This is a genomic window from Pontibacter burrus (genome assembly GCF_010686685.1).
In the GTDB taxonomy this organism is placed as follows: domain Bacteria; phylum Bacteroidota; class Bacteroidia; order Cytophagales; family Hymenobacteraceae; genus Pontibacter; species Pontibacter burrus.
Genome location: NZ_JAAGWD010000004.1, coordinates 157,003 through 183,407, shown reverse-complemented (window position 1 = coordinate 183,407; position 26,405 = coordinate 157,003). Strand labels below are relative to the sequence as shown.

Genomic DNA, 26,405 nt, shown 5'->3' with positions numbered 1-26,405 from the left:
TACCTGAACAGGTATAAGCGCACTAAAATTAAAAAAGGAAATTATTCTCCGAAGTACTCCACGTAGTTACGCGGCGTTTCGTAAAGCTTGAGGCTGTGTAGTTTAGCGCTGGATATCTTTTCTATTTGCGGAGCCAGGATGTTCCAGAACTCTACGATCAGGTTCTCGGTGCTGGCCAGTTTGCCTTCCATAAACGCCACATCCAGGTTCAGGTTCTTGTGGTCTACCTTCTCGATGATGTGGGTACGGATAAGCGTGCTCAGTTTTTTCAGGTCGATCACGAAGCCGGTGTCAGGGTCCGGCTTGCCTTTTACGGTAACAATAAGCTCGTAATTATGCCCATGCCAGTTGGTATTCGCACACGGCCCGAAAACCTCCTTGTTCTTCGCCATCGACCAATTCGGGTTGTGCAGCTTGTGGGCTGCATTAAAATGCTCTAATCTGCTAACGTAAATCATTTAACTGCTAAACTTGTAATTTTTTCTGGACAGCAAATATACAAAGAAAGGAACACCAAAGAACGATGTAATAATTCCGATTGGCAGTCCGGTTGGCGGATAAATTATTCGGGAGAGCAGATCGCAGAGCAGCATGAACAAGCCACCCACAAAAGCACAGAAAAGCAGGTTACTTTTACCCGTGGTTCCCAGCAGCCCGCGCGTTACATGCGGCACTATCAGCCCCACAAACCCAATAGGCCCCGACGTAGCTACGGCAAAGCCCGTAACTATAGAAACAGTAGCCAATATAGCCCAGCGCGTATGCGACACCTGCACACCCAGCGCCTGCGCCCTTTCGGAGCCCAGCATCAGTATATTTAATTGCTTTTGCAGGAAGGCAAAAAGTAGAAGCGCCATGATAAGCGCCACCGCAGGGTAAGGCAGCAGGGTCCAGCTGGCCCGCTCGAAACTGCCCATACTCCAGAAAATAACCGACTTTAGTTTAGATTCGGAATCAGACAGGAAAGTTAGCAAACCCACCATAGCTGTGCAAAGTGAGCTGATCGCAATACCGGCCAATAACAATTGTGCAGGAATGAGCTGACGTTTGCGGTAGCCGAGTATCACCACCACCAGCGTAACTATAAAAGCACCTGCCATGGCCAGCACCGGCGGCATGTAAAAGCTCCCTATCGTTATCTCCACAAAGCCAAAGAAAACCAACACCGCGCCTAACGATGCTCCCGAAGCCGTACCCAGCAAATAAGGGTCTGCCAGCCCATTGTTTACCATTGCCTGCATTAAGTACCCGCAAAAAGCCAGCGATGCACCAACTACCAACGCCAGCAGCAAGCGCGGCAAACGCAGATGCACGATAGCGTAATGCGTGGTATTATCTGGGTTATAGTTGAGGAAAGCTTCGGCTATAGTTGAAAGATCCGATTCAAACGAACCGACCTGCAGGCCCAATACTATAACTATAGCTATCAGCAGCAGGGCCAATATAAAGTACAGGCTGCGCATCATGGGTACAGAAATCCTTCCAGTTCTCTGAGAGATTCCACAATTCTCGGGCCCGGCCGCTCGATCAGGTTGCCGGTTGGCGCGTAAATTCTGCCGTCTTTATAGGCTTTTATCTTGCGCAGCTCCGGGTATTGGCTGAAAAAGGTCTGCTCCAGTTTTTCTTTGGTACCACCCATCAAAATATCCGGATTCAGCTTTAGAATGTATTCGCGGGTAAGGGCCGGGTAAGGCTGGTCAAACGTTTCCTTCACAGCATTCTCTGCTCCTAAAATGCGAAGTTTATCAGTCAGCAGCGTGTTCTGGCCATACACATAGATCGGGTCGGTCCAGGTAATCGTCAGCACCTGCAGCGGATTTGGTCGGTTTCTATAGTTGGTTTCGAGCTGCTGCACTTCTTTTCTCAGCGAATCGGCCAAGTGGTTAGCTACCTGTTCGCGGCCCATAATGCGGCCAATGTCCTCTATCCCGCGCAGCACATCCTCAACGGTTCGGTATTTCTGGTAATACACCGGTATGCCCAGTTCCTGCAGGCGGGCGGCATCTTCCAGGGGCGTCATGCCTTCGCTGGTAAAGATCAGGTCGGGTTTCAGGGCGAGTACCTGTTCCAGGTCTACGGGGTAATTACTGACCAACGGTTTGGTGTAAACGGCCGCTGGGTAATCGCAGTCAGGAGTCCGGGCAATAATATTGGCGGTATCAACTATAGCAAACAGCATTTCGGCCATAGCGGATGTAAAGCCGAAAACTCGCACCGGTTGCTTTGGTAAGTGAAGTTCGCGGCCCAGGTCATCGGTTATAGTTATGCCCTGATCCTGATTTTGCGGTTCCTGCTTCTGCTGGCAGCCGGCTATAGTTGCAACTATGAAGCTCAGGAGATATAAACTATAAACTATGGCTTTGTTCTTCATCGGGGCAGGACCTGCTCTTGATATTTTCGTAAATTTAAGCAAAATCTAACATAGCCCTAATTCTATGATCGTAGTTACCGGTGCTGCCGGGTTTATTGCCAGTTGCCTGGTAAGCCGATTGAATGCAGCGAACTTTAATGACATTGTAGTGGTGGATAATTTTTCTGTCGCTAAAAAAGAAGATAACCTGAAAGGCAAAAAGATAAAGGAGTTTGTAGACCGCGACAACTTTATAAAGTGGCTGGACAAGCACTACGAAGAGGTAGAATTCATCTTCCACTTGGGCGCACGCACCGATACCACCGAGTTCAACAAAGATGTATTTGACCTGCTGAACCTGAACTATTCCAAAGCCATCTGGAACGCCTGCTGCGAATACCAGATTCCGTTGGTTTATGCATCTTCGGCTGCTACTTACGGCGCTGGTACGCTGGGTTATGACGATGACGAAGCGACTATTCCGTTACTGAAACCACTTAACCCATACGGCGAATCAAAGAACGATTTCGATATCTGGGCACTGCAACAAACGGCGAAGCCATTCTTCTGGGCTGGCCTAAAATTCTTTAACGTGTATGGCCCCAACGAGTACCACAAAGGCAAAATGGCATCGGTTATTTTCCATGCCTACAACCAGATAAAGGCCCACGGCAGCATGAAACTTTTCCGCTCGCACCACCCCGACTTTGCCGATGGCGAGCAGATGCGCGATTTTGTATATGTGAAAGATGTAGTGGAAGTGTGTATGTTCCTGATGCACCACCGCAAAAATTCCGGCATCTATAACTTAGGCTCCGGTAAAGCACGCACGTTTATGGCTTTGGCGTTAAATACCTTCGAAGCTATGGGTGTGGAACCGAATATTGACTTTATGGACACCCCCGAAAATCTGCGCGATAACTATCAGTACTTCACCGAGGCCAACATGAGCAAACTCCGCTCTATCGGTTACGACAAGCCATTCTATAGTTTGGAAGAAGGTGTGAAGGACTATGTGCAGAATTATCTGATGGAGAGGAAGTTTTACTAGGAATTAAGTATTCTGAATGCTGAATTATGAATTGAGTTTCTTGTTCAGCGGAATTACCAACAGGTACAGCTATAGTTCAGATACTATAGTTGCACCTTTACTTTGAATATGTAACTTGTTAGCCGCATTTAACGGATGATCATGAAATACTTCTTTGCCCTTGCCATACTTTGCTGCCTTAGCTTCACAGCTATTGCGCAGTCGCAGAACCCGAACTATAACAAAGCCCTCGCCGACTCGCTGGGTGCCGACGATTATGGCATGAAGCAGTATGTACTGGCTATACTGAAGACCGGATCAAACACTACTACCGATAAAGATAAACTGAACCAGTACTTCCGTGGACACATGGAGAACATCGGCAAACTGGTAAAAGAAGGAAAACTGGTTGTAGCAGGCCCACTGGGCAAAAACGACAAGAACTACCGCGGCATCTTTATTCTAAATGCTAAAACCGTTGAAGAAGCCAGGAAAATGGTAGAGACAGACCCGGCTGTACAAGCGAAGGTTTTTGATGTGGAGTTATATCCGTGGTATGGCTCTGCTGCTTTGCCTGTGTATCTGGATACGCACAGCATAATATCGAAGGAGAATCCTTAAAGCAGTAAACACTTGGTTTTGCAGGTGTAGTTGTAGGCCTGCTTCCAATGCCGTTGACTTAAAGAGTTTGATCTACTAAACTGTCATTTCGAACTTAGTGAGAAATCTATTTAAGGTAGGTTTACGAGTGTTCAAAATAAATCTTTCCTATCGTCGAGATGACAATAAACTTAAGTTGACGGCATTGGAATTGATACTATAAAGGCCCCTTACTCCCTGTCAAAAATTTCTTCGTCGTTTTTAAAGGATTTAAACTCCAGCGGATTGCCGCTATAGTCCAGCACAAACATGGTAAGCTGCTCCCCCTTTTTGCCTTCGTAGCGGGTGTATGGTTTTACCACGAACTTAACTCCGGCATTTGCCAGGTTTTCCTGTATTCTCATAAAATCTTCGTACTGCAGAATGCAACCAAAGTGCGGAATGGGTACACTGATACCATCCACCTTACCACAATAATCCAGAGGAGGTATATCTGCGCTGATGTGGGCCGACAACTGGTTACCAAAGAAATCAAAATCGATCCAGTGCTCAGTAAAGTCGCCGAGCTTGCAGCCTAAAATGCCGTTGTAAAAATCGCGGGTGCTTTGTATGTCTTTTACTTTAAAAGCGTAATGGAATGCACTCATCTTAATAGCCTAATTCAGGTGAAACAACATTTTTAAGTGGCTCCCTTCGCTGAAGCCTGTCATAGTTATCTAAAATTTGCGAAACTGCCGATGCCGGATCGGTAATGCTGGCAATGTGTGGTGTAATGTTGATCTTAGGGTGGCTCCAGAAAGGATGGTCTTCGGGCAATGGCTCCTCCCGGAATACGTCCAGGCTGGCACCTGCCAGGTGTCCGTTATCCAGTAACGCTATCAGGTCCTCGTCTACCAGATGCCGTCCTCTTGCAACATTTATCACAAAAGCATTTTTGGGCAGCTTACTCAGTGTTTGCCTGTTTAGAATATTCTCGGTTTGCGACGTTAAAGGCAGCAGGCAGATCAGGATATCAGACTTCGCCAGGAAACTATTTAACTCTTCTGCTCCCTTATATACTTTTATAGTTGCCAGCTGTTTTTCTGTGCGTGCCCAACCATTTACCTTAAAGCCTAATTTGGTGAGTTCTGCAGCGGCATGTGCACCCAGCGTCCCCATCCCCATTATGCCTATAGTTGTGTTATCGGTGGTGAGGTAGCGTTTGTGGCTCCAGTTGTGCTGCTGTTGATTCTGCTTATAGAACGTTAGGTCCCGCATGTGGTTCAGCACCAGTGCCACTACAAACAAGCCCATATCCCTGGTCAGGTTCGGGTCTTCCAGTTTGGTGATGATCGCTGAAACAGGTAGTTCCGGGTCGCGGAGAATATGATCTACGCCAGCGCCCATCGAGGCAATGCATCTGATGTTAGGATATTCTTTGAACACCCCCAACGGATGCCCCCACGTTAGGGCAAACTCTACTTTATCTTTAGCCGCTACATCCGGATGAACCAGCACTTCCAGCTCAGGCCGCTTCGCCTTCAGCGCCTTTTCCCAGCCGATTGTTTCTTTTCCTGCTGTGATGATAACTATAGACATGGTTGGTGATTGGTAATGCAGTGTTCGTTGGTTTTATAAAGGGCTTGTTTAAGGCAAGTGGCGGATTTCAAAGCAAATTCTTGTCAACTAAGACAATGAAAACTATGAGAATTGTAGCGCCTGAATAAAATGTACATCGTGCAATTTGCTATAGCTTTTGTTAGCCAATAGTGTTATTTTACTCTTGTAGCTGTAAAATTCCGTCATTAATTCGATTTAATATAGTTTCATAAACTTCCTTACCCAAAATCTTTTCAAAGACTGAATTGATATCTAAATCTATATTGTTTATTCTAAATACTTGGTCTTCCAAGAAGGGACTCTTCATTATAAAAAAACACTCTGTTTTAGACTTTACTATTCCTAAAAACTGGGGCTCATTTTTAAGATCAGATATTTTGATAATTCTAGTACTTTGTGTCTCTGTGAGCTTTTCAACAAAGCTTTTGAATTCTGAGGAATCTTTATCAATAATAATCTTATTCTTTTTTGTTAAAGTCCTCAATTCACTTGTAACGTCGCTATATTGTTCGATTTTATAAATTGTAAAGTCTTCACTATTACATTTAGATTCCTCAAAATTAGATAAGACAAAAACTGATTTTTTGATCTTAACCAATAGAATCGGTAAAACCTCATAGATATTTTGGTGAGAGATTTCTAGAACTGTATAATGCTCGCCCTTGCTATTCGTTAAATGTAGATCAAAAATTCCCGACTTGTTTCCAAATGAAAATGTATAGTGAAACCCTTTACTTAGGAATGAATATCCAAATACTAATTTATTCCCAAGGATCGTAAACCACAGGTTATTATTTAATTTTATTCTGTTAGCAATTTTATTCATGAATTCCACTTTAAGCTAACGTTACTCGTGCAGCCGATGGACGAGGCGAAGCCGAGCATAAAGGCTGCACTTTGTTGTATGATGTTTTACCTTATTTCTTTTAAATCTGTCTTTAAAATCCATAAAGAATTAGGCTTCTCATTATGGCATTCAAGTCCACGAGCTTTTACATCACAGTCAAACTGTAACAAAACTCTATTCTTGTAAGGGAAACCCAAATCGTCAGCAAAATTTACTACAGTTCCTTCTTCTTGGATTAACTTCCAATAGTTCTCTTTCTCTTCACATTCTTTACTAGGGGTTGTTGCTCCATTGAATGTTTTGAGTATGAATCTTTCCCCCTTTTCCATAATTAAAAATGACATACAACTATAGTATACAAGGAGTTACTTCGGTTATTATCCTGTTAGTTGGAAGTTCTTTCTAACTATAGGACTACAAGCAACAAACAATATAGAAATTTATAAATTAAAACAGTACCGATACTTGCGTGCGGCCTGTATGCACCGCATTTATGCCATTGGCTTTGCGGCCGTCGTAATTCAGGGAAATGTTAAGGCCATTGCTTAGGCGTTGCTGCACGTTCAGGCTCCAGGTAATGTTATTGCCGGGGCGCAGGGCGTTTAATATCTCATAGCCTACAAATGAGTTTTCTTCTCCGGTAAAGCCGATGTTTACATATTTGAGTGTAGCAGTGGCAGCTCGTTTGTTTACCTGGCTTAATCGGGTTTCCAAGCCTAGTTCATGAAAATTTGCTTGTTGCTCTCCTTCTTTTGTGTTCAGTTCATTCTCGCGGCGTGAGAATTGGTACGTTCCGGTAAAACGCAGGCGAGTGTTTGGCTGATAAGCCAGCTCCGGCATAACCTCAGCAGACCGAATTCGGAAGTTCTTTGATTCCAGGAAATTAGACTGATTCTCGCGCACATTAGTCCCAAGCGTAAGTTTAGAGCTGAGCACCTCGTTCAGGTTTACCCGCCCGATCAAACTATGGCTGCCTATATTGCGGGTTTCCGTACCGTTAGCCAGCAACGACTTCTGCTGATTCTGCTGAAAAGTATATTCCAGGCCATAAAGCGGATTGCTGCGGTTAAAGTATACCGAGTTACGCAGTGTGCGTGCCATCGAAATCAGGAATTCATCTTCGATGTCCTGGCTGAAGGGGTTGAAACGGTTCTGCAGGTCATTGTCTGTAGTCTTCTTATCGATACTGACAAAAGATAGAATAGCAAATTTGGCCGCAAAGCCTTTCACCCCATTGGCTGTGCGCCAGCTGCGCGGCGCATTGGTATTGAGCCTGTAGGTAAAGCGGTTAGTATAGGCGTTAATGTATTCGTCAGTCGGCAGAAAAATCTTGATGTAGCGTTGTTGGTCTACGGTCTGGGCTTCCAGGTAATCATTCAGGTCGTTAGGGTTACCGCCTTCGCGCAAGTAGTGCGTGCCCTGCCCCGGCAGCGTTTCGCGGAACACGAACACCTTCTTCAGCTCACGACCTGTGGCTACTTCATAAGTTAATTCTGAGCGGAGGCTTCCTTCCAGCATCGTGGCATTCCAATCGGCGCGGCTTTGGATGGTCTCTTCCAGCTTCCCATCCGACAGTTTCATTTTACGGTAAGTAGCCTGCAGGGCCAGGTCGCTTTCTACACCAATGGGTGTGCTGAGTGCGGCATTATAAGTCTGGCCTACTTCCGGTGACCCAAACTCGCCGGCTATAGTTGGACGCAGGTCGGTGCGGTGGCTATAGTCTACTCTGAAACGGGTGCGGGCAGTGTCGCTGCTTTCCACGTAAAACAGGTGCTCATCAAAATACTGTGCTGATCCTACCAAAGAGTCTGAACCTATAGTTTCAATCCGATTCTTGTCGAAGCGATACAGGTAACCCGGCGAAAAACTCCTGAACTTATAATTTGCACCTACATCGCCACGGTACCAGGTAGACTTATTCTTGTTCTGCTCGCTATTGAGCATGAAAAGGTTATTGCGGAGCTCTACTCTGCCAATCTGCTTCAACAAATCCATGTAATGTTGCACGCCCTGCAACTGGTCTTCGCGGTTACGGCTACTGATCCTATAGTTAAATAAGTTTAGCTGATCTTTTACAGCACCTACCGAGAAGTTAAAAATATGGTCTTCTGCTTTTGTATCAGGGTTCTGGAGGCTCCAGTCGCGGTCAAACTCTATAGGGCGGTAACGGTCTATTGGCTCAAAATTCTGATCGGTATACTCATAGTTAAGTGTGCTGTTCAGTTTGTATTCGCCAAGAAAAGCCACTTCCCTGTCCTGCACCTGGTATCCAACGCGCAGCGCTTTTCCATTGTCGTCGGCAGCATCTAAGGCAGAAAAACGGTTCAAGTCGTTTTGCGAAGCCGCTCCTTCAACAAAAACATTTACTCCTTTCTGCAGCTCGTAACCGGCGCCCATAGTTACCAGCTGTTTTTTGCGCGGCGTTGGTATAATGCGGAGCGGGGCATAGCTTCCCTGCTGAACTCCGTTTACCGGCGCCACCCAGCGGTACACGCGCCCATTTACAGTGGTATTCGCTACCACATAATCGCCGCGCCCCTGCCCTACTTCCGTAAACCGCACGTTAAAGTGTGCGGTAGCCGGGTCTGTAGTATACACATAAATCTCATTCGGGAAACCACCAACTATCGTATCGCGCCGGGCATATAAAACCTGGTTCGGATCAAAAGCCACGCTGTCAATACCCGGAATAACGGCACGGTTAAGGTCATCGCCTATTCCCGCCAACAGCACTTTGTCTTCGTCGCGCAAGTCCAGGTTCAGGAGGTTGTTCGGGTTGTCCTGCTCGTTATAGTAGTTGCCGTAAATGCTCAGTTTATCCAGCTGCTGGTAATGGCTGGCGTGGTAAATGGCCCGGCTATAGTTCTGTTCCGAGTATTCAAAATCAACCTTTATGCGGGAATTTCGGGTAATAACATGACGCGTAGTAAACGTGATCTCAGCCTGGTTATAGTCTATCGTATAATCGTAATCATAGCCACGCAGCAACAGCTTGCCATCTAAAAAAACTCGCTCCGAGTTAGCCAAAATTATAATGAAGCGTTCGTTATTGGGTCCGCGCAAACGGTATGGCCCCAGCACCCCTTCCTGTGGTTGTATCTCCTGCGAGGTAAATTTTCCCTTCGATGCCGACGCGGCTATAGTTGTGGTTCCCTGCCGTTCTGGTGTGTTACCGAAAGTGGTCTCGAAAGCAGCGCCCTGTACGTTTTTGTAGAACTGCAGAAAATATGAGGGTTTGTTACGCAGCACTACATCGCCGGCCGTAAGTTGCCATAGTTTGTGCTTGAGCGTAATGTATACTTTATCAAACTCCTGAAGCTGCTGCGTATTTCCTTCCGGCTGAAACGGGATGTTCTGGTCTGTAATAGCGGCGGTAATGCTTATCTCGTCGGTTAGCTTTCCATCTAATTGTAAGTTTAAGGCAGAGTTTACGAACACGTTCTGGGTATTACCAAACGAGATGCCCCGGCTTATGCTACCGGTCTTGTTCAGCCCCGGCGTTTTGAAAATCTCTTCGCGTTGGGTAATGTCTTCCTGGTAAACGCCTTTGTTGAAAGAGCTCATATCCAGCTGGTTTATATCTCTCCGGAAGGCCGGTTTGGTCAGGTTAAGTGGCAGCACCCGGTAGCAGATCAGCACCGAATCCGGTAAGGCCCTCATCGTTCCAAGTGTATCAATAGCTACCGAATCCGGGGCAGGGAAGCGGGTAAAGGTAAACTGGTTGGTGCTATAGTTGTAATCAAAGGCGTACTGATCTTTTTTTGGCCCGAAGAACTCTATAGTTGATGGCAGGATCGACATAGAGTCCAGTACTATTGGCTCTGAGGTTACGCGCAACCATTGGCAACGTTTGTTACTCAGGGGCGTTTGGGCCAGCAACGGAAGGCAAACTATAGTTAGTAATAAAGTAAGTATAAGCTTTTGGCTACGCATGGTTCGCCAGCGGTAACGTAATCTTAAAGGTAGTGCCTTTGCCTTCTTCAGTTTCAAACCAGATTCTTCCGCCAGCATTTTCAATTCCGCGCTTCGCCACCGCAAGCCCTATTCCAGAGCCTGTATACTTAGTACTGAAGTTGGGCACAAACACTTTATGGCGGATATCGGCTGGTATACCGCTTCCGTTATCTTTTATCTGAATATATACCTCTTTGGCGTTGTGTGTCAGCTCAACCTTTATCTGTGGTTTTCGGCTAGTAGGAACAGCCTGTATAGCATTCAGCAGCAGGTTATTAAATGTTCTTACTGTCAAACTTTCGTCGGCCATTACCATTACTTCTTCAGCAGGTATGTTTACCGTAATATTAGCCGATACCGGGTCATTATGCAGGTCCGCCGCTTTGCGTAGGGCAGCTGCCACATCCATTAACTCTGCTTTAGGCTCCGGCATGGAAGTAAAACTGGAGAACGAGGTGGCAATGTCGCTCAGGATGTTGATTTGTGTGATCAGTGTCTGCGAGATCTTACTAATAAGCTGCTCAACATTTGGTCGGTTCTCTTCTATCGCTTTCTGCAGATACTGCAAAGAGAGCTTCATCGGGGTAAGCGGGTTCTTGATCTCGTGTGCTACTTGTCGGGCCATTTCGCGCCAGGCCGCTTCCTTTTCCTGAATAGCCAGATCCTGCTTGTTCTGTTCCAGCGTCAGTAGCATGCGGTTGTATTCATTCACCAGCATCCCGATCTCGTCGGCTCCTTCGTAGGCCAGCATTTCGTTCTTTCCGGTCAGGGAGGTGCGCTTCAGTTTGTCGGCCAGCAGGCGCAATGGCACAGTTAGTACCCTCGACGCAAAGAATGTGAGCAGCATGAACAGGATAAACATCACCGTAAAAATGTTCATGGTTGTCGTGATCAGTTCGATCAGTTTCATATCCAGTTCCTTCTCCGAATCGAAGAACGGGATACCGATAAAGCCGGCTATAGAAAACGGATCGTTGTTTGCGCGCAGCGGCAAATACACCGCATTAAAGGTTAGGTTACCTGTTCGCTCCTCCAGCAGCACCCGCAGCGCCTGCCTTTCCGAAATGGCTGCAAAAGCTTCCGGGTTAACCAGCTTGGATAACAGGCCGGCTTCAAAGATCAGTGGCTGACTGGTTGTAAGTAACCTGCCGTCGCGGTTATACAGGTTAATATCTGCCTCAGAAATAGCTGCTATCTCAGTGATACGTTGCTGCAGTTCATTCCGGTCATATGTTGCAGGCGCGGTCAATAGTGCGCCTAGTCTTTCCTGCACTACACGTCCCCGCTGCTCATAGGTTGTCATCAGGTCGCGTTTGTACGACGCTGTTACCAGACTGGCAGTTGTAAGGCTTACAAGCAACAAAGGAAGCAGAATACCGAAATTCAGGAAGATCTGGATCTTGGTACTGAAATTCGGCCTGAACTCGCGTATATAATTTGGCCTGCTGGCAAATATAAGGAGCAGCAATACTATAAACCCTGCCGTATAAATCAGGTACATAAACGAGAAATTCGAAAGAACTTCCCAGGCACTGTACTTCTGTGTAGTAACCACCAGCACGCGGTGCTCGCCGTCCTTCACCCCAAAATGGTGAAAACCTCCCTGGTTATGACCGTCTTTGTAAAACTCTGAATGACCAATATGCGCAACATCCAGGTTGGTAGCATAATCGTACTGCCCCTCGCTGAAACTAAGTTTCTTGTCTTCATAAATGGCATAGCTTAACAGGTCTGTCCGGAATGGCTGTGTTACTTTCTGGTTACTCAGTAACTCAGGCACCAGACTATGGGGAAGCAATTTCTGCAGGCTTAGTTGCAACACAATAGTGCCATGCTGTTGCGCGCCCAGCGGCACATCTATCAGTTTTAAGTATTGCCTTGAGTTATACCTGTTAGGATCCTGTACCAGAAACAGGTTTTTGCGCTCTGTCCGGTTTTCAGGTGTATCAAATCTCTTTAGCAGTTGCTGCAGTGTAGTAGCGGTTGTATCGGCACTTTCCAGTGAGTTTCCCTGGCTATCGAACAGTAATACATTTGTTTCATACTTATCAAAGTCTTCGTGCAGGTATTGCCTTGTGATCTTGCGTTTGATGAAAGAAGCATCCACATAAGGCCCTATCATTTTAGAGCGGATCAGGGCATCGCTTGCTATCTTGGCTGCAACTTCATCCAAAAAGTATTCTCCTACCACATCGTTCCCCTGCAGAATACCAGAGGCGAATGCTTGCTTGTATTGCCGCACCTGGCTCTGATAATGCCTGTACAGGGCAAAAGCTCCTGTCAGTGCGCTCATCATAATTACCAGAAAAACAAAAAGGTAACTGCGGTAGGCTGAGCTTACAATGTTACGGTGTTGCGCCGACAGCAGTACGACAAACCAGAACAAGGTGCCATTCACAATCAGGGCCCAGAACTGAACCGGCCCGAACAGGGCAGCAGCCAGCAGTACTATAAAAATGAGCAGCAACAGTTTGTAAGACCAGCTTAAATTACCCTTTAACAACACAACTACTGTGGTTGAGAGGATATATGCAAAACCGCAGAAGGCCAGCGTGTGCAGAAACATCACGCCATAAAGAATGATCTTGTACCGCGAAAATTCCAGCGACTGGTTAATATCGAGCACCAGCGGTGAGTTATGGTAAATGCCGTAATAAAATCTGAAAAGCACCACCAAGAATGTATACAGCAGCACCATACAGGCAGCTATCAGCAAGCGGCTTTTTTGCTTTGGCAGGTGCCGCAGCTTATCAACTATTTTGTACTTAAAATACAGATACAAAGCCGCCACAGCCATCGTTAGCAGCAACAGCATATTCAAGGCAAGATCTCCAATAGAAGGCGACCAGTATGACGAAGCATAAAGCCTGGAGTCGAAAACAGGCAGATCGATAATGACGAAAGGCAGGTTCAGCAGCAGAAGGCTAACACGCAGGATAACCAGCAGCAGAAGTAATGTTATAGTGCCTTGTGCATAGTTGCCAAGTTTAATTTGCTGCCTGCAATACACGGCAGCTGCCACAATGTAAAAAATGATTGCGAGTACCAGCAACACCAGCAGCACAGTCTGGTTTCCGTTGTCGTTATCGATCGTTTTTAACTCTACAGAAAACAGATACTTACCTGTGGGCGACTTAATCTGGGGCAAAGACATTTTTGGATCCTGCACCACAATAACGCTCGCTTTATGAAAGATCTCCTGCGATAAACTTTTGCTCAGGTACTCATTCTTGATCCGGTAATCTGTTTCCAGCGGAATGTATACATAAATGCGGTAGTTGCCTTTGTTCTGTGGTACTATAATATAAGAGCCATATTCACCACCCGACATGGAAATAGCTTCTGTCTTAGACAACAGATCCAGTTCTGTCATAGCCGTGTGATCAGACCAGAAAACAATCTTGCCTTGCTTGTAAACCAGTGTTGGATATACTGCTTCTTTTAAAAGCTCAGAGAAGGAAAGGCTGTCAGTGGTTAGCTTTTCTGCTATGTGTCTGGCCTGTGCGGTCGCTTTAAGAATAGCCCTATCGGTACGTTCTTGAATCGCTTCGATTTGCCCCTGGTCGTTTGTAAGCGCAGCGGGCAGTTTAACTACATTAAAATGAATGGCCGCTGTAGCCGCAAAACACAGCAACGACACCAGGAAAAGCAAGTAAGGAATTAGCTTCCGATTCAAACCTCAGCAGTTTATTACACGAATTTAACCAAAACGATAGAGAAGCCCTATTGATTCAGAATTGAAATATACTTTAAAAACAGGTGATTCTGCAATTTACGAACGATAGTTGTTCCTATATTCCAAACTATAGTTCTGCCTTTGCTGTACAAAAATTGTGCTAAAATAAAACCCCATTCAGAAGCCTGTATTACCAGCCACTCCTGAACGGGGTATATAAACCTAAAATACTCCTGCTCTATAGTTTAAGGCAGTTATTCTATAGTTGCTTCTTTCTTTTTCTTATTGCTTCTGTACCACAAAAAGCCTACGGTACCAATCAGTACATAAGGTATTACCATCAGGTACAGAATGCCCATATTCAGGCCCGAACCAACACTATTGCTTCCCTCCGATCCGCCTGTTCCTACGTTAGATTCAACAGAAGCACGGCACATAGCGCACTGGCTGAAAGCAGGGTTAGTAAAACCTATAGTTAGCATTAAAAGCAGCACAACAGGTAATATATTTTTTAGCATCAACTTTTTCATGATTCTATAGTAAGCTTATAGTTTTACGAAAATTAAGTGTAATAAGGTGAGATGAGCAGGTAAACCAGCACACCAGATATGGCTACATATAACCAGATCGGGAATGTCCATCGAGAAATGCGACGATGCCGTACCAGTTGGTTGGTAATCCCAAAGTACACTGATAAAAGTACCAGCGGAACTATAACTACAGCCAATACAATATGTGTTAGCAGCACAAAATAGTAAATATACTTCAGTACGCCATCGCCACCATAAATTGTACGCTCACCCAGGAAATGGTAAGTAACATATGATACCAGAAAAACAGCCGATAAGCTGAAAGCGGTAAGCATAGCGGCACGGTGCGCTTTTACATTCCCCTTTTTCACATTGATATACCCAACTATAAGCGCAATGGCTGTAAGCGAGTTTAGAATAGCGTGAAGCGGTGGCTGGAAAGATACATCAACAGCTGTGTTTGCTGTAGCGCTGTCAAAATAAAATAATGCGGCAACAACAACCGGTATAGCGATAGAAAGTATTGCGATCAGAACAAGTGCTTTCCTATCTCCTGCTTCTGTTACCTTATTTTGCCTTACTGTATTCATCTAATAATACTCTGATTTCTAAAATTAACCTGTCCACGTCTTTCACATCTGTTCCATCATAGATTCCACGTACAACATGGTTTCTATCTACCAGCATAAGTTTCTCAGAATGTAATATCCCATCTGCTCCACCGGTTTCTATAGTTCCCAGATCAAAGCCCTGCTGTGCCAGACTATAGATTTTTTCTTTGTTGCCTGTCAGGAAGTGCCACTGCGATGTGTCGGCTTTATAGCTTTGTGCGTAGGCATTTAATACTTCCGGTGTGTCCTCCTCAGGCTTAACCGAAATAGAAAGCAACTCAACCGTCGGATTGTTTTGATAAACTTCGTGCACCCGAACTAACTGTGTGCTCATCTTCCTGCAAAGTCCCGGACAACTGGTAAAGAAGAAGTTTACAACATATAATTTATCCTTGAGCGCGTCCTGTCTGAAAACGGCACCTTGCTGATCTGTGAACTCAAAAGCAGGTACTTTCCTGAACAGCGTATCCCCGTTAGCCTCCGTTACAACTTGTCCACTTTCATCAACTACCGGGAAGTAAGACTTAAGCGTAAAGTGATGCTCGCCAAAAGTATAGATAAATATAAAAACGAAAAGAGGCACTAATATTAGGAAGCCTAGTATTAGTGCCTTTAGCTTACTCATTAACAGAAGTCTTATTTAAAGTAATTCGTAATTGACTCGTAGTAGTAGCTACCTTCCGCTATCAGTGCTACCATCAGCCAGATAACAAGGGCTAACGGCAATACAATAGACCATATAAGCGATTTTGTTTCGTGCTTTAAGTGCATGAACTCCGCTACAATGTAGAAGGCCTTGAAGATTGTAAGTATAATAAAGATCGCGTTACGCAGGGTACCGGCCTCCATAGTAAAGGCAAAAAGGAACTCTATCGCAGTTAATACTACCAGGATAAAGAAGGTTTTCCAGATCGCCTTTGTTTGTGGCTTTGGAATTTCGCCGGTTGTGTTAATATCGTGCTCGTGATGCGTTGCCATATTTTATAACGTTTATACCTGTTTTTGCTTCAGGTAATTAGTTTATACTTTGTTCTTTTAGATCAGGTAGAAGAATGTGAAAACGAATACCCATACAAGGTCTACAAAGTGCCAGTAAAGGCCAATTTTCTCCACCATCTCATAGTGACCGCGTTTGTGGTAAACACCATTTACCGTACTAATAAATGCAATCACCAGTAGCGTCCAGCCTATAAATACGTGGAAGCCGTGGAAACCTGTGATAAAGAAGAACAGGTTAGCAAACAACGGTGGACCATACTGGTTAAAGGTCATGTTTGCCCCATGGTAAGTTGTACCATCAGCAAGCAGCATTCCTTCGTCTGTACCCATAATAAAGTGGGTCCACTCCCAAGCCTGGCAGCCTAAGAAGGTTGCACCAAAGAATATTGTCCAAAGTAACCACTTCTGCACATCATTCTTATCCATTCTGTGTCCGGCTTCAACGGCAAGTACCATTGTTACAGAACTCAAGATAAGAATCATTGTCATTAATGCCACGAATGCCAGAGGCAGGTCCATGCCATGAAGGCCCGGGAAGGCATTAAATACTTTTTCAGGAATCGGCCACCACTCGGTTGAGAAAGTGAAATCTGCAGCTTTACCTGTAAAAGGCATGTGAGCGTGACGTGCAACACCATACGTAATCAGGAAAGCGCCAAATGTAAATGCATCCGACAGTAGGAAAAACCACATCATGAGTTTTCCATAGCTCGCTTTCAATGGTTCGTTGCCACCATCCCATGTACCTGTATTAGGTGCTTCCAGCGTAGTTGAAGTAGACATAGTTTATGTATAAAACGTGTTTAGTGATTTAGCAATAAAAAGAAGTACAAATATAGCCAAAGTCCACCTAAAAAGTGCCAGTACGTTGTACATAACTGAATTCGCACCATATTTTTAGAATGCACTTTATATTTAAAGCTCGCTATCAATACGATAGCTAAATAAATTAATCCGGTGATAAGGTGAAATCCATGCACCCCTGTTAATACATACAGGAATGAACCTGATGGGTTGCTATCCATGCCACCAAAGTATATATTATTCGATACCAGATTTCCCCAGGCATTCACTTGCCCATAAAGAAAAATAACACCAAATATAAAAGTAAAGGAAAGCATCAGTTTGATCATTCCCAGGTTATCTTTCTTGGCAGCGTTATAAGCCAGTTGCATTGTAATACTGCTAAGTACAATCATTACCGTTGTAAGAATAAAAATTGGGGGTAAGTCAAACTCCAGCCAGTTACCTTCTTCGCGTCTTACAATATAAGCACTGGTAAAAGCGCCGAACATCATCACAATACTGATAATGATCAGCCAAAGGGAAAATTTAAGTGGATGTACACCACCCGTAGTATTATTATCTAAATTAGTAACCATGGTTAAACTATAGGTTAACTTTGTCTAAAACAAAAGCGATCTGTACGATCGGCAAATATAAAAATGATCCGAACATGATGTTCATTGCTGCTTTTTTAGAGCATGTGCGCATCAGGTAAAAGGTCTGAGCTAAAAACAGTACACCGCAAACAACTGCAATCAGGGCAGATGTTTTACCAGTCATACCGAATTGAAGCGGCAGTAAACTCAGCGGTATTAGCAGTAATGTATAAATCATGATCTGGATAGCAGTTTTCAGATTCTTTCCACCTTCCATTGGCAGCATCTTAAATCCTGCTTTCTTATAATCATCGTCCAATACCCAGGCAATAGCCCAGAAGTGCGGAAACTGCCAGATAAATTGTATACCGAATAATATCCAGGCTTCTACCCCTAATGTACCAGTAGCGGCAACCCAGCCAATCAGTGGGGGCATTGCACCAGGTATAGCACCGACAAAAACACAGATCGGGCTGATGCGCTTTAAAGGTGTATACACAAACCCATAAAGGATAAGCGATACAATTGATAAAGCTGCCGCTAATACATTAAATGTATAACCGAGTAAAAGTGCCCCTGCAAGGCCAGTAATAACACAGAAAACAATAGCTTCAGATACACTTAAGCTGCCGGTAGGTAATGGGCGCTTCGCGGTACGCTTCATATGCTTGTCATGCTCTTTCTCTAATATCTGGTTGATGATATTAGCAGAACCTGTTACCAGCATGCCACCTAAAAACACCAGCGCAATCTCCCAATAAGATGCAACTGGTCTGCCCAGAATAAAACCTATCGCGCTCGAAAAAGAAACGGTAAAGCTTAACCTGAACTTCAGCAGCTTAAAATAAGCCGAAGCTTTTGTACCAATTCCTTCTTGTGGCAGTAGCGCTTTCTTCTCTTCTATCAACATCACTATACTATTGCTACCGTCTTTTTATACGCCTGTTTAGTGGCGTAATGATAAATAATTAAAATCATAAACTGCGCTCCAAACAACAACGTTGCAAACAACAGGTGCAACGGCTGCATTACCGGAGGCATTGCAAAATAGCTCAGAATTATTCCAAAAGCTATTTCAGCAACCAATATTGCCAGCATTATGTTCGTCCAGCGTCTGATTCTAACATCTTTCAGCTTATATAATAAATAAGCCATGTAAATATGCATCGCTGCAAGTGCTATCGAAAAAGAGCGATGTATATAAAAATCAGTTCCAAGATTCTCAATCCATTTATCTCTTTGCGCATCTCCAAGTGTGAATGCTATAAGATCAATTTCCTCTCTGATCTGTGTACCCAGAATAATCTGACCAAATGTTGCTACCAATACGATCCAGATGATCCATTTCAGTTTGTTGCTTACTGGCAAAGTCGCCGGGCTGTCGCGTTCTGCTACCCTGACTACTGTAAATTGCAACAATGCGACTAATATAAGCGCAAGCGCCATATGAATGGTAATAGTGATTGGCAACAGGTTTGTTGAAACAACAATGGAGCCTAACCAACCCTCTATACCAACAAGTATGAAGCTTATTAATGCTAAGTAAAAAACAGGTGGATCTGATTTAAGAAATGGAACAGCATACAAGACTGTCAAAAAGATCAGGATACCGATTGCAGCACCTACCAACCTGTTCAGATACTCGATCCAGGTCTTTGTGGCATTAAACTCAGTTTCGGTATACTGACTTGGATGCGAGAAAATATACGCAGCAACTTTGTCAAAGCCAGCTTTCTCAAGATACCCTGCCAATCGCTGGTTCTTGACAATACGCTGCTCTTTATAAACCTCCAGATAGTCTTCAGGTAATTGGTTAACGTTAGTTGGAGGAACCCAACTTCCGAAGCACTTAGGCCAGTCAGGACATCCCATTCCTGAACCCGTACTTCTTACGATTCCTCCAACTAAGATTAGAAAGTAAACAGCAAGAACTGTAATTACCCCTATTCTTCTAAATTTTAAAATTTTAGAAGATTTGTTAACCATGATAATACTATTCTAAAACACGCTCCTGTGGCAGGTTAGATGACTGCGTCTGGGAGAATGGAATATGCTGAGGGATAAAGTCTTCTTCAGCACCTGGTTTGCTATAATCGTAAGGCCATCTGTAAACCGCTGGAATCTCACCTGGCCAGTTACCATGACCTGGATTAATTGGTGTAGTCCACTCCAGTGTGTTTGAGTGCCATGGATTTTCTGTTGCTCTGCGACCTTTAAAGATGCTATAGATGAAGTTGAACAGGAATATGAACTGTGCAAGGAAACCAAGTATAGCAGCAATACTGATGAAAGTGTTAAGATCAGTGAAGATGTTGAAAGCTTCGAAACCGGTCCAGTTATAGTATCTTCTTGGGAAACCGGCGATACCAACATAGTGCATTGGCATAAACACCAGGTAAACCGCGATAAATGTTAACCAGAAATGAACGAAACCAAGTTTCTCATCCATCATACGGCCAAACATTTTAGGGAACCAGTGGTAAACACCGCAGAACATACCGAAGAAAGCTGCAGCACCCATTACAAGGTGAAAGTGTGCTACTACAAAGTATGTGTCGTGCAGCTGAATATCCAGTGCAGAGTTACCAAGGATGATACCAGTAAGACCACCAGAGATAAACAACGACACGAAACCAATGGCAAACAGCATAGCTACTGTGAATCGGATGTTACCTCTCCATAGTGTAGCGATCCAGTTAAACACTTTTACCGCTGATGGTACCGCAATAATAAGCGTCAGGAACATAAACACCGAACCTAGGAACGGGTTCATACCTGTTACGAACATGTGGTGAGCCCAAACTACGAAGGATAGTACTGCGATACCTAACATAGAGCCAATCATCGCTCTGTAACCGAATATAGGCTTACGTGCGTTCGTAGCGATAACTTCAGATACAAGACCGAAGGCTGGAAGAATAACGATGTAAACCTCAGGGTGACCCAGGAACCAGAATAAGTGCTGGAACAGGATAGCGCTACCCCCTGTGTTTGAAAGAGCTTCTCCAGCTATATAGATATCTGAAAGGAAGAAGCTTGTACCAAAGCTACGGTCGAATATTAATAGAAGCGCAGCTGATAACAGAACCGGGAAAGCAAGCAGCCCCAGTACAGCAGTTAATGTAAATGACCAGATTGTAAGAGGAAGTTTCGTCATAGACATACCTCTTGTTCTCAGGTTGATTACTGTCGTGATATAGTTAACACCACCAAGTAGCTGTGACACAATAAACAATGCCATACTGATCAGCCAAAGCGTCATACCTGCAGCAGAGCCCTGAATTGCTTGTGGTAAAGCACTCAAAGGGGGATAAACTGTCCAGCCACCAGCCGCAGGGCCTGTCTCAATGAACAGGGAAATAAACATGAGCACGCTGGCAATGAAGAAAATCCAGAATGAAAGCATGTTCATGAAACCAGATGCCATATCCCTGGCACCAATTTGTAAAGGAATTAGGAAGTTACTGAATGTACCAGATAGACCTGCAGTCAGTACGAAGAATACCATGATCGTACCGTGCATTGTAACTAACGCAAGGTAAAATTCCGGATCCAGTTTACCATTTAGCACCCACTTACCAAGAATTGGCTCCAGAAAAGTGAAGGTTGCCTCTGGCCATCCTAACTGTAGTCGGAACAGGATAGATAAGAAGCCGCCAATAAAAGCCCAGATAATACCTGCAAACAGATACTGTTTGGCAATTACTTTGTGATCCTGGCTAAAAATGTACTTCTCAATAAAATTTTGTTCGTGATGATGCTCATGCTCATCATGGCCATGATGCATATCCGTTTGATGAATAGCGATATCTGTACTAGACATTTTCTTAGTATTTAAAATGCTATAATTCTTTTACTCTACTCTGCTGCAACAGCTGCATTCTCAGTTACCGGCTGCTGAGCAGCTGCTTGGAACTTTGCTACATAATCAGGATTCTGAGTTGCAAAAGCCTGTTGCTTCTCCAACCACGCCTCATAATCTTCCGGCTCGTCAACCACTACTACATAACGCATAGCAAAGTGACCACGACCGCAGATTTCGGTACAAGCTAATTCATATTTAAATTCTGGATTGCCAGTCTCACTCTGCATTTCATACGTAGTTTTTGTAGGTACGAACCAGAATTTTGTTGGCATACCAGGCACAGCATCCATCTTCTGACGGAAATGTGGCAGGAACACGCTGTGGATCACATCACGGGAACGGATCTTAAATAAAACAGGGCGACCTTTTGGTACATGTATCTCCAGTGGGTTTACGATATCATCATGAGAGTTTGGATCTGAGAAATCAATACCAAACTCATTTGTCGCATCAATCAGAGAAGTTTTAGTTACTCCTAGTTTCCCATCCGGGCCAGGGTATCTAACCATCCAGTTAAATTGCTTACCCATTACTTCTACTACAACTGCATCAGCAGGAGCAGCACTAGTAATTTTAGTCCATGTCTGCCAGCCAGCAAATACAAGCAAGGCCATTACAACAGCAGGAATCATTGTCCAAACAATTTCAAGCTTGTTGTTGTGTGGGTAATAATAAGCGCGCTTATTATCTTCATGCTGGTATTTGTAAGAGTACCAGAACAATAGTATCTGTGTAATAACAAATACAATACCTATCACAATCATAGTTGTCCAGAACAGGTCATCTGTCCACTCACCGTGAACAGAAGCAAGCGGCTGGTTCATATCATCCCAGGCAGATACAAATGACCAGGCAAATGCGGCACCGCCTATCAGAAGGAACAACAGTAATAAGGTACTGTTTACTTTGTTACTTGTTTTAGTGGTACCTACTGCTTTCTGAGATGAACCTCTGAAGATAGATGCCAGCGTTCCTATCCTGAAAAGTTGGAAAAGAACTACTAAAAGCAGAAGTATGGATATACCAATAGCGATCGTAATCATTATATTTTGTCTTTAGTAATATCTTTAAACGTGATGGTGTATACTTTCTTCCAGGAATGGGTGGTTAACCGGTACAAGAGACGCTTTTGCAAGTCCTTTTGTAAATGTTAACAAGAACACTCCCAAGAATATAAGTGTTGTTCCAATCTCAATAAATCCGATCCCGGCATCTCCACGCATTGTACCTGGCATCATCATTAGATAGAAGTCTAGCCAGTGGCCAAGTAGAATAGCTATAGTTACTATCTTCAGCATGATCATCTGGCGTTTTGCATCTCTTGTCATCAGAACAAGGAATGGGAACACAAAGTTTACCAGTAGGTTTACAAAGAATACCCATTTGTAAGTGCTATCTAGGCGTGCCAGGAAGTATAGTGATTCTTCAGGAATGTTTGCGTACCAGATCAGTACGAACTGTGAGAACCAGATATAAGTCCAGAAAATAGAGAAAGCGAATACAAATTTGCCAAGGTCGTGCAGGTGGTTAGCATTTACCATTTTCAGGTATCCGTTCTGCTTCAGGAAAATAACTGTCAGCGTGATTGCAGCAAGCGCAGCTACGAACCAACTAGCAAATACGTACCAGCCAAACATAGTGGAGTACCAGTGCGTATCAATTGATAGTACCCAGTCCCAGGCAGCCATTGAAGAAGATACACCGAAGAAAACAAGGAACATAGCTGAAATTCTGATGCTCTTGTGATAGTAGCTTGTGCCACCATTTAAATCTTCGTTGATAGAGTTTCTTCTAAGCCAGTTAAAGAACAGTATCCATACCACAAAGAATATGATCATCCTGATCAGGAAGAACCCAAAGTTCAGGTAACTTGCCTTACCAGAGATAATTGGATCGTAACGTTCGTCGTTTATATCATAAAGATAATCGTGCGTCCAGTGGAAGATGTCGTGGCCACCAACAAGGAAAAGCACAAGCATCAGGGCGCCACCTATCGGCAGGAAATAACCCATAGCTTCAGGAATTCTTTTGATCAGTACTGACCAGCCAGCATAGGCTACATACTGCACTGCCACAAAGAATACACCCAGTAATGCAATACCGGTAAAATAAACATTATTCAACCATAGGTTTACTAACAGGCGCTTAAACCAGCTTGCCGGCTCGTGAGCCACTGCTGCCGCATCGCCATGTCCTGCTCCATGATCCGCTCCACCACCTGTAGCCATAAAAATGATGCCTGCAATAACCAGTACAACACCTATAGCTATCATCATGAAAAACTTATTATTAGTCTTTCGTGGTATAATGAGTCTTTCTTCTGTCATTATTCTTAATAATTAATGCTTCGTCTTAGTTATTAGGAGTTGCTGTTTGTGCTGTACCAGTTGTATCTCCCGCAGCTTCATCCTGAACAGTGGTGCTTGTCTCACCTTTCTGTAGCTGCTGCACATACATTACAATTTTCCAGCGCTCTGTAGGATCAACCTGTGAGCCATGTGGCATCATACGTCCACGTCCGTTTGTAATAACATGGTAAATATGACCAGCTGGAAGTTCTGCTACCCTACCAGCATTGTAAGCTGGAATACCTTTAAATTTCTGGCCAACCAATCCTTGTCCATCGCCTTGTTCGCCATGGCATGGTGAGCAATAGCGTGTATAAAGTACTTTACCCTCACCCAGATTGGCGCTTGTTCTTTCAAGTGGGTTTTTCAGTTCAACACCTGCAGCTTCAGCATTGTCTTCAGAAAGGTATAAGTTATACCCTTGCTTACCACGTGCAACCGTACCCGGAGCAGGCTGGCGCATGTTCAAACCACCTGGATTGTACTTATTATCTTTTATTTGAGAATAAGGGTCAAGCGGAACTGAGTGATACATGTCTGGTGCATACTCCAGACCTGGGTCTTGCTCGTTGCTGCAGGCAAAAAGCACCGCAGAAGAGAAAAGTACAGCAGAGGCTTTTAAGCCAATATTCATGAAATTTTTCATTACTTGATTACCTCCTTCTCGTTAACTTCAATGGCGCCATTTGAGCGAAGCAGGTTATTAAGAGCATTTACATCTGTAACACCCTCGTTAACTTCAATTGCCATTACAAACTTATCGTCTGTAGAGCGCTTATCAAATACATTAACTTTTAGTGATGGCTTCAGTCGCTGCACAATGAAGAAGGTAATTACCATACCAAAAGCAGCACATAATACTGTAAGCTCAAAAGTTACCGGAATAAATGATGGAATTGCAATATGTGGTTTACCACCTATGATCATAGGCCAGTCAAAACCCAGCATCCAGATCTGCATCCAAAGCGCAAAGCTTGTTCCGAACAATCCGCAGAAAAATGCAACGATTGGTAATCTGGAACGCTTAATGCCTAACACATCATCCATACCATGCACAGGGAATGGCGTAAATACGTCATATATCTTCGTGCCGGCAGCCCGTACATTTTCGATGGCTTCTAAAAGCACATCTTCATCATCGTAGATACCTAAAACAAACTTCTTATTCATTGCTATGATGTGTATTAGTGTTAGACTCAGATGAAGTACCATGCATTGATTTTGCATGCGAAGAGTGGTGGTGTTTCACTTCTGAAGAAGATTTCAGAATGTGCTTCACCTCTGCCATGTTCACTACCGGGAAGAATTTCGCGAATAACAGAAACAGGGTAAAGAACAAGCCAATTGTACCAACATAAACTCCGATGTCAATGATTGTTGGAGAGAACATGGCCCATGAAGATGGCAGGTAGTCTCTGTGAAGCGACGTAACGATAATTACGAAACGCTCGAACCACATACCAATGTTTACGAAGATAGAGATAATGAAAGTAGCGGTTAAGCTTCTTCTGATCTTTCTGATCCAGAATAACTGTGGAGTAATTACGTTACATGTCATCATTGACCAGTATGCCCACCAGTAAGGTCCGAAGGCACGGTTAATGAATGCATATTGTTCGTATTCTACACCTGAGTACCAGGCAATAAAGAATTCAGTTGTATAAGCTATACCAACTATAGATCCAGTCAGAATAATTACCTTATTCATTGACTCCACGTGCTCAAGTGTGATATAGTCTTCTAGTTTGAACACCTTACGCGTGATGATCATTAGCGTAAGTACCATTGCGAAACCTGAGAAGATCGCACCAGCCACGAAGTATGGAGGGAAGATAGTCGTGTGCCAGCCTGGAATAACTGAAGTTGCAAAGTCGAAAGATACGATCGTGTGTACAGAAAGTACCAGTGGAGTTGCAAGACCAGCAAGGATCAGGGAAACGGTTTCATAACGAGACCAAGCCTTTGCAGAACCTGTCCAGCCCATTGATAACAGTGCATAAGCTCTTTTTGCTATCGGACCAGTTGCTCTGTCACGTATTGTAGCGAAGTCTGGAATCAGACCGATGTACCAGAATACTAATGATACAGAGAAGTACGTTGAAATAGCGAATACGTCCCAAAGAAGCGGCGAGTTAAAGTTAACCCATAGCGAACCAAATGTGTTTGGCAATGGAAGTACCCAGTATGCTAACCACGGACGGCCCATGTGCAGAACCGGGAACATTGCCGCGCAAATTACAGCGAAGATAGTCATCGCTTCTGCTGCACGGTTAATTGAAGTTCTCCACTTCTGACGGAATAATAGTAGGATAGCTGAAATAAGTGTACCGGCGTGACCAATACCTACCCACCACACGAAGTTGGTGATATCCCAAGCCCAACCTACAGTTTTGTTAAGTCCCCACTCGCCTATACCGTACCATAAAGTGCGGTAAACTGAGTAGAAAAATATAGCGAGGCCTACCAGGGATACCGCAAAAGCGGCAGCCCAACGCACGTTAGGCTTCGCTTCTACTTGTCTGCAGACATCTTCAGTGATGTCGTGGTATGTTTTCCCCCCTGTTACAAGAGGCTCTCTTATCGGAGATACATGCTGCATAACTCTCTCGAATTT

At 44.2% G+C, this 26,405-nt stretch carries 25 protein-coding genes; 2 read left to right on the top strand and 23 right to left on the bottom strand.

Features of this window, described 5'->3' with window-relative positions:
* Positions 1–41: 41 nt before the first annotated feature.
* The 3 genes from GXP69_RS10310 to GXP69_RS10300 are packed head-to-tail and all read right to left on the bottom strand — an operon-like array spanning position 42 to position 2,371.
* The gene (locus GXP69_RS10310; protein ID WP_163914987.1) at positions 42–458 is read right to left on the bottom strand and encodes a 6-pyruvoyl trahydropterin synthase family protein; all 417 of its coding nucleotides are present in this window, start codon (positions 456–458) and stop codon (positions 42–44) included.
* Positions 459–1,466, bottom strand: a complete 1,008-nt coding sequence (locus GXP69_RS10305; protein WP_163914986.1) for a FecCD family ABC transporter permease — start codon at positions 1,464–1,466, stop codon at positions 459–461.
* The gene (locus GXP69_RS10300; RefSeq protein ID WP_163914985.1) at positions 1,463–2,371 is read right to left on the bottom strand and encodes an ABC transporter substrate-binding protein; all 909 of its coding nucleotides are present in this window, start codon (positions 2,369–2,371) and stop codon (positions 1,463–1,465) included. The genes GXP69_RS10305 and GXP69_RS10300 overlap by 4 nt, the downstream gene beginning before the upstream one ends.
* A gap of 64 nt (positions 2,372–2,435) precedes the next feature.
* On the opposite strand from GXP69_RS10300, the gene rfaD reads away from it, so the two are divergent.
* Entirely contained in the window at positions 2,436–3,401 is a 966-nt protein-coding gene (gene rfaD, locus GXP69_RS10295) for an ADP-glyceromanno-heptose 6-epimerase (protein WP_163914984.1), read from the top strand.
* 141 nt (positions 3,402–3,542) lie between these two features.
* Positions 3,543–4,001: a YciI family protein gene (locus GXP69_RS10290; RefSeq protein ID WP_235925662.1), complete on the top strand. Its 459-nt coding sequence runs from the start codon at positions 3,543–3,545 to the stop codon at positions 3,999–4,001.
* A 209-nt stretch (positions 4,002–4,210) separates the two neighbouring features.
* Here the strand turns inward: GXP69_RS10290 and GXP69_RS10285 are convergent, their stop codons facing one another.
* The 20 genes from GXP69_RS10285 to nrfD form a co-directional block, all read right to left on the bottom strand.
* Positions 4,211–4,627, bottom strand: a complete 417-nt coding sequence (locus tag GXP69_RS10285) for a VOC family protein (protein WP_163914982.1) — start codon at positions 4,625–4,627, stop codon at positions 4,211–4,213.
* A 1-nt stretch (position 4,628) separates the two neighbouring features.
* Entirely contained in the window at positions 4,629–5,558 is a 930-nt protein-coding gene (locus GXP69_RS10280; protein WP_163914981.1) for a 2-hydroxyacid dehydrogenase, read from the bottom strand.
* Positions 5,559–5,736: 178 nt separating this feature from the next.
* Positions 5,737–6,405, bottom strand: coding sequence for a hypothetical protein (locus GXP69_RS10275; RefSeq protein ID WP_163914980.1), 669 nt, complete (start codon positions 6,403–6,405; stop codon positions 5,737–5,739).
* Between the two features lie 86 nt (positions 6,406–6,491).
* The gene (locus GXP69_RS10270) at positions 6,492–6,770 is read right to left on the bottom strand and encodes a hypothetical protein (protein ID WP_163914979.1); all 279 of its coding nucleotides are present in this window, start codon (positions 6,768–6,770) and stop codon (positions 6,492–6,494) included.
* Between the two features lie 103 nt (positions 6,771–6,873).
* Positions 6,874–10,359: a hypothetical protein gene (locus tag GXP69_RS10265; protein ID WP_163914978.1), complete on the bottom strand. Its 3,486-nt coding sequence runs from the start codon at positions 10,357–10,359 to the stop codon at positions 6,874–6,876.
* Positions 10,352–14,056, bottom strand: coding sequence for a sensor histidine kinase (locus GXP69_RS10260; protein ID WP_235925660.1), 3,705 nt, complete (start codon positions 14,054–14,056; stop codon positions 10,352–10,354). The genes GXP69_RS10265 and GXP69_RS10260 overlap by 8 nt, the downstream gene beginning before the upstream one ends.
* Positions 14,057–14,310: 254 nt before the next feature.
* Positions 14,311–14,586 carry a hypothetical protein gene (locus GXP69_RS10255; protein ID WP_235925659.1) on the bottom strand — a complete coding sequence of 92 codons (276 nt, stop codon included), beginning with the start codon at positions 14,584–14,586 and terminating at the stop codon, positions 14,311–14,313.
* 32 nt (positions 14,587–14,618) lie between these two features.
* Complete coding sequence (locus GXP69_RS10250; protein WP_163914977.1) at positions 14,619–15,176, bottom strand: DUF420 domain-containing protein; 558 nt, start codon at positions 15,174–15,176, stop codon at positions 14,619–14,621.
* Complete coding sequence (locus GXP69_RS10245) at positions 15,154–15,822, bottom strand: SCO family protein (protein WP_163914976.1); 669 nt, start codon at positions 15,820–15,822, stop codon at positions 15,154–15,156. Before GXP69_RS10245 ends, GXP69_RS10250 begins: the two co-directional genes overlap by 23 nt.
* A gap of 11 nt (positions 15,823–15,833) precedes the next feature.
* Entirely contained in the window at positions 15,834–16,175 is a 342-nt protein-coding gene (locus GXP69_RS10240) for a cytochrome C oxidase subunit IV family protein (RefSeq protein WP_163914975.1), read from the bottom strand.
* A gap of 57 nt (positions 16,176–16,232) precedes the next feature.
* Positions 16,233–16,979: a cytochrome c oxidase subunit 3 gene (locus GXP69_RS10235; RefSeq protein ID WP_163914974.1), complete on the bottom strand. Its 747-nt coding sequence runs from the start codon at positions 16,977–16,979 to the stop codon at positions 16,233–16,235.
* Between the two features lie 20 nt (positions 16,980–16,999).
* Positions 17,000–17,578, bottom strand: coding sequence for a cytochrome c oxidase subunit 3 (locus tag GXP69_RS10230; protein WP_163914973.1), 579 nt, complete (start codon positions 17,576–17,578; stop codon positions 17,000–17,002).
* Positions 17,579–17,585: 7 nt separating this feature from the next.
* On the bottom strand, positions 17,586–18,488 hold the full coding sequence (cyoE, locus tag GXP69_RS10225) for a heme o synthase (protein ID WP_163914972.1): 903 nt from the start codon (positions 18,486–18,488) through the stop codon (positions 17,586–17,588).
* A 2-nt stretch (positions 18,489–18,490) separates the two neighbouring features.
* Positions 18,491–19,564: a COX15/CtaA family protein gene (locus GXP69_RS10220; RefSeq protein ID WP_163914971.1), complete on the bottom strand. Its 1,074-nt coding sequence runs from the start codon at positions 19,562–19,564 to the stop codon at positions 18,491–18,493.
* Positions 19,565–19,571: 7 nt separating this feature from the next.
* Positions 19,572–21,401 (bottom strand): cytochrome c oxidase subunit I, encoded by a 1,830-nt coding sequence (locus GXP69_RS10215; protein ID WP_163914970.1) that lies wholly within the window; start codon positions 21,399–21,401, stop codon positions 19,572–19,574.
* A 35-nt stretch (positions 21,402–21,436) separates the two neighbouring features.
* Positions 21,437–22,486 (bottom strand): cytochrome c oxidase subunit II, encoded by a 1,050-nt coding sequence (locus GXP69_RS10210; protein ID WP_163914969.1) that lies wholly within the window; start codon positions 22,484–22,486, stop codon positions 21,437–21,439.
* Positions 22,487–22,510: 24 nt separating this feature from the next.
* Positions 22,511–23,770: a quinol:cytochrome C oxidoreductase gene (locus GXP69_RS10205; protein WP_163914968.1), complete on the bottom strand. Its 1,260-nt coding sequence runs from the start codon at positions 23,768–23,770 to the stop codon at positions 22,511–22,513.
* A 25-nt stretch (positions 23,771–23,795) separates the two neighbouring features.
* Positions 23,796–24,437 (bottom strand): c-type cytochrome, encoded by a 642-nt coding sequence (locus tag GXP69_RS10200; protein ID WP_163914967.1) that lies wholly within the window; start codon positions 24,435–24,437, stop codon positions 23,796–23,798.
* Positions 24,437–24,961: a DUF3341 domain-containing protein gene (locus GXP69_RS10195; RefSeq protein ID WP_163914966.1), complete on the bottom strand. Its 525-nt coding sequence runs from the start codon at positions 24,959–24,961 to the stop codon at positions 24,437–24,439. The genes GXP69_RS10200 and GXP69_RS10195 overlap by 1 nt, the downstream gene beginning before the upstream one ends.
* Positions 24,954–26,390, bottom strand: coding sequence for an NrfD/PsrC family molybdoenzyme membrane anchor subunit (gene nrfD, locus GXP69_RS10190; protein WP_163914965.1), 1,437 nt, complete (start codon positions 26,388–26,390; stop codon positions 24,954–24,956). Before nrfD ends, GXP69_RS10195 begins: the two co-directional genes overlap by 8 nt.
* Positions 26,391–26,405 lie beyond the last annotated feature (15 nt).

Bases quoted from the DNA above. Each gene is read 5' to 3' on its own strand.
- GXP69_RS10220 (WP_163914971.1), bottom strand. From the start codon at position 19,564: ATGGTTAACAAATCTTCTAAAATTTTAAAATTTAGAAGAATAGGGGTA.
- cyoE (WP_163914972.1), bottom strand. From the start codon at position 18,488: ATGTTGATAGAAGAGAAGAAAGCGCTACTGCCACAAGAAGGAATTGGT.
- GXP69_RS10265 (WP_163914978.1), bottom strand. From the start codon at position 10,359: ATGCGTAGCCAAAAGCTTATACTTACTTTATTACTAACTATAGTTTGC.
- GXP69_RS10290 (WP_235925662.1), top strand. From the start codon at position 3,543: ATGAAATACTTCTTTGCCCTTGCCATACTTTGCTGCCTTAGCTTCACA.
- GXP69_RS10235 (WP_163914974.1), bottom strand. From the start codon at position 16,979: ATGTCTACTTCAACTACGCTGGAAGCACCTAATACAGGTACATGGGAT.
- GXP69_RS10280 (WP_163914981.1), bottom strand. From the start codon at position 5,558: ATGTCTATAGTTATCATCACAGCAGGAAAAGAAACAATCGGCTGGGAA.
- GXP69_RS10245 (WP_163914976.1), bottom strand. From the start codon at position 15,822: ATGAGTAAGCTAAAGGCACTAATACTAGGCTTCCTAATATTAGTGCCT.
- rfaD (WP_163914984.1), top strand. From the start codon at position 2,436: ATGATCGTAGTTACCGGTGCTGCCGGGTTTATTGCCAGTTGCCTGGTA.
- GXP69_RS10210 (WP_163914969.1), bottom strand. From the start codon at position 22,486: ATGATTACGATCGCTATTGGTATATCCATACTTCTGCTTTTAGTAGTT.
- GXP69_RS10255 (WP_235925659.1), bottom strand. From the start codon at position 14,586: ATGAAAAAGTTGATGCTAAAAAATATATTACCTGTTGTGCTGCTTTTA.
- GXP69_RS10205 (WP_163914968.1), bottom strand. From the start codon at position 23,770: ATGACAGAAGAAAGACTCATTATACCACGAAAGACTAATAATAAGTTT.
- GXP69_RS10300 (WP_163914985.1), bottom strand. From the start codon at position 2,371: ATGAAGAACAAAGCCATAGTTTATAGTTTATATCTCCTGAGCTTCATA.
- GXP69_RS10230 (WP_163914973.1), bottom strand. From the start codon at position 17,578: ATGGTTACTAATTTAGATAATAATACTACGGGTGGTGTACATCCACTT.
- GXP69_RS10250 (WP_163914977.1), bottom strand. From the start codon at position 15,176: ATGAATACAGTAAGGCAAAATAAGGTAACAGAAGCAGGAGATAGGAAA.
- GXP69_RS10305 (WP_163914986.1), bottom strand. From the start codon at position 1,466: ATGATGCGCAGCCTGTACTTTATATTGGCCCTGCTGCTGATAGCTATA.
- GXP69_RS10270 (WP_163914979.1), bottom strand. From the start codon at position 6,770: ATGTCATTTTTAATTATGGAAAAGGGGGAAAGATTCATACTCAAAACA.
- GXP69_RS10195 (WP_163914966.1), bottom strand. From the start codon at position 24,961: ATGAATAAGAAGTTTGTTTTAGGTATCTACGATGATGAAGATGTGCTT.
- GXP69_RS10275 (WP_163914980.1), bottom strand. From the start codon at position 6,405: ATGAATAAAATTGCTAACAGAATAAAATTAAATAATAACCTGTGGTTT.
- GXP69_RS10215 (WP_163914970.1), bottom strand. From the start codon at position 21,401: ATGTCTAGTACAGATATCGCTATTCATCAAACGGATATGCATCATGGC.
- GXP69_RS10240 (WP_163914975.1), bottom strand. From the start codon at position 16,175: ATGGCAACGCATCACGAGCACGATATTAACACAACCGGCGAAATTCCA.
- GXP69_RS10200 (WP_163914967.1), bottom strand. From the start codon at position 24,437: ATGAAAAATTTCATGAATATTGGCTTAAAAGCCTCTGCTGTACTTTTC.
- GXP69_RS10285 (WP_163914982.1), bottom strand. From the start codon at position 4,627: ATGAGTGCATTCCATTACGCTTTTAAAGTAAAAGACATACAAAGCACC.
- nrfD (WP_163914965.1), bottom strand. From the start codon at position 26,390: ATGCAGCATGTATCTCCGATAAGAGAGCCTCTTGTAACAGGGGGGAAA.
- GXP69_RS10310 (WP_163914987.1), bottom strand. From the start codon at position 458: ATGATTTACGTTAGCAGATTAGAGCATTTTAATGCAGCCCACAAGCTG.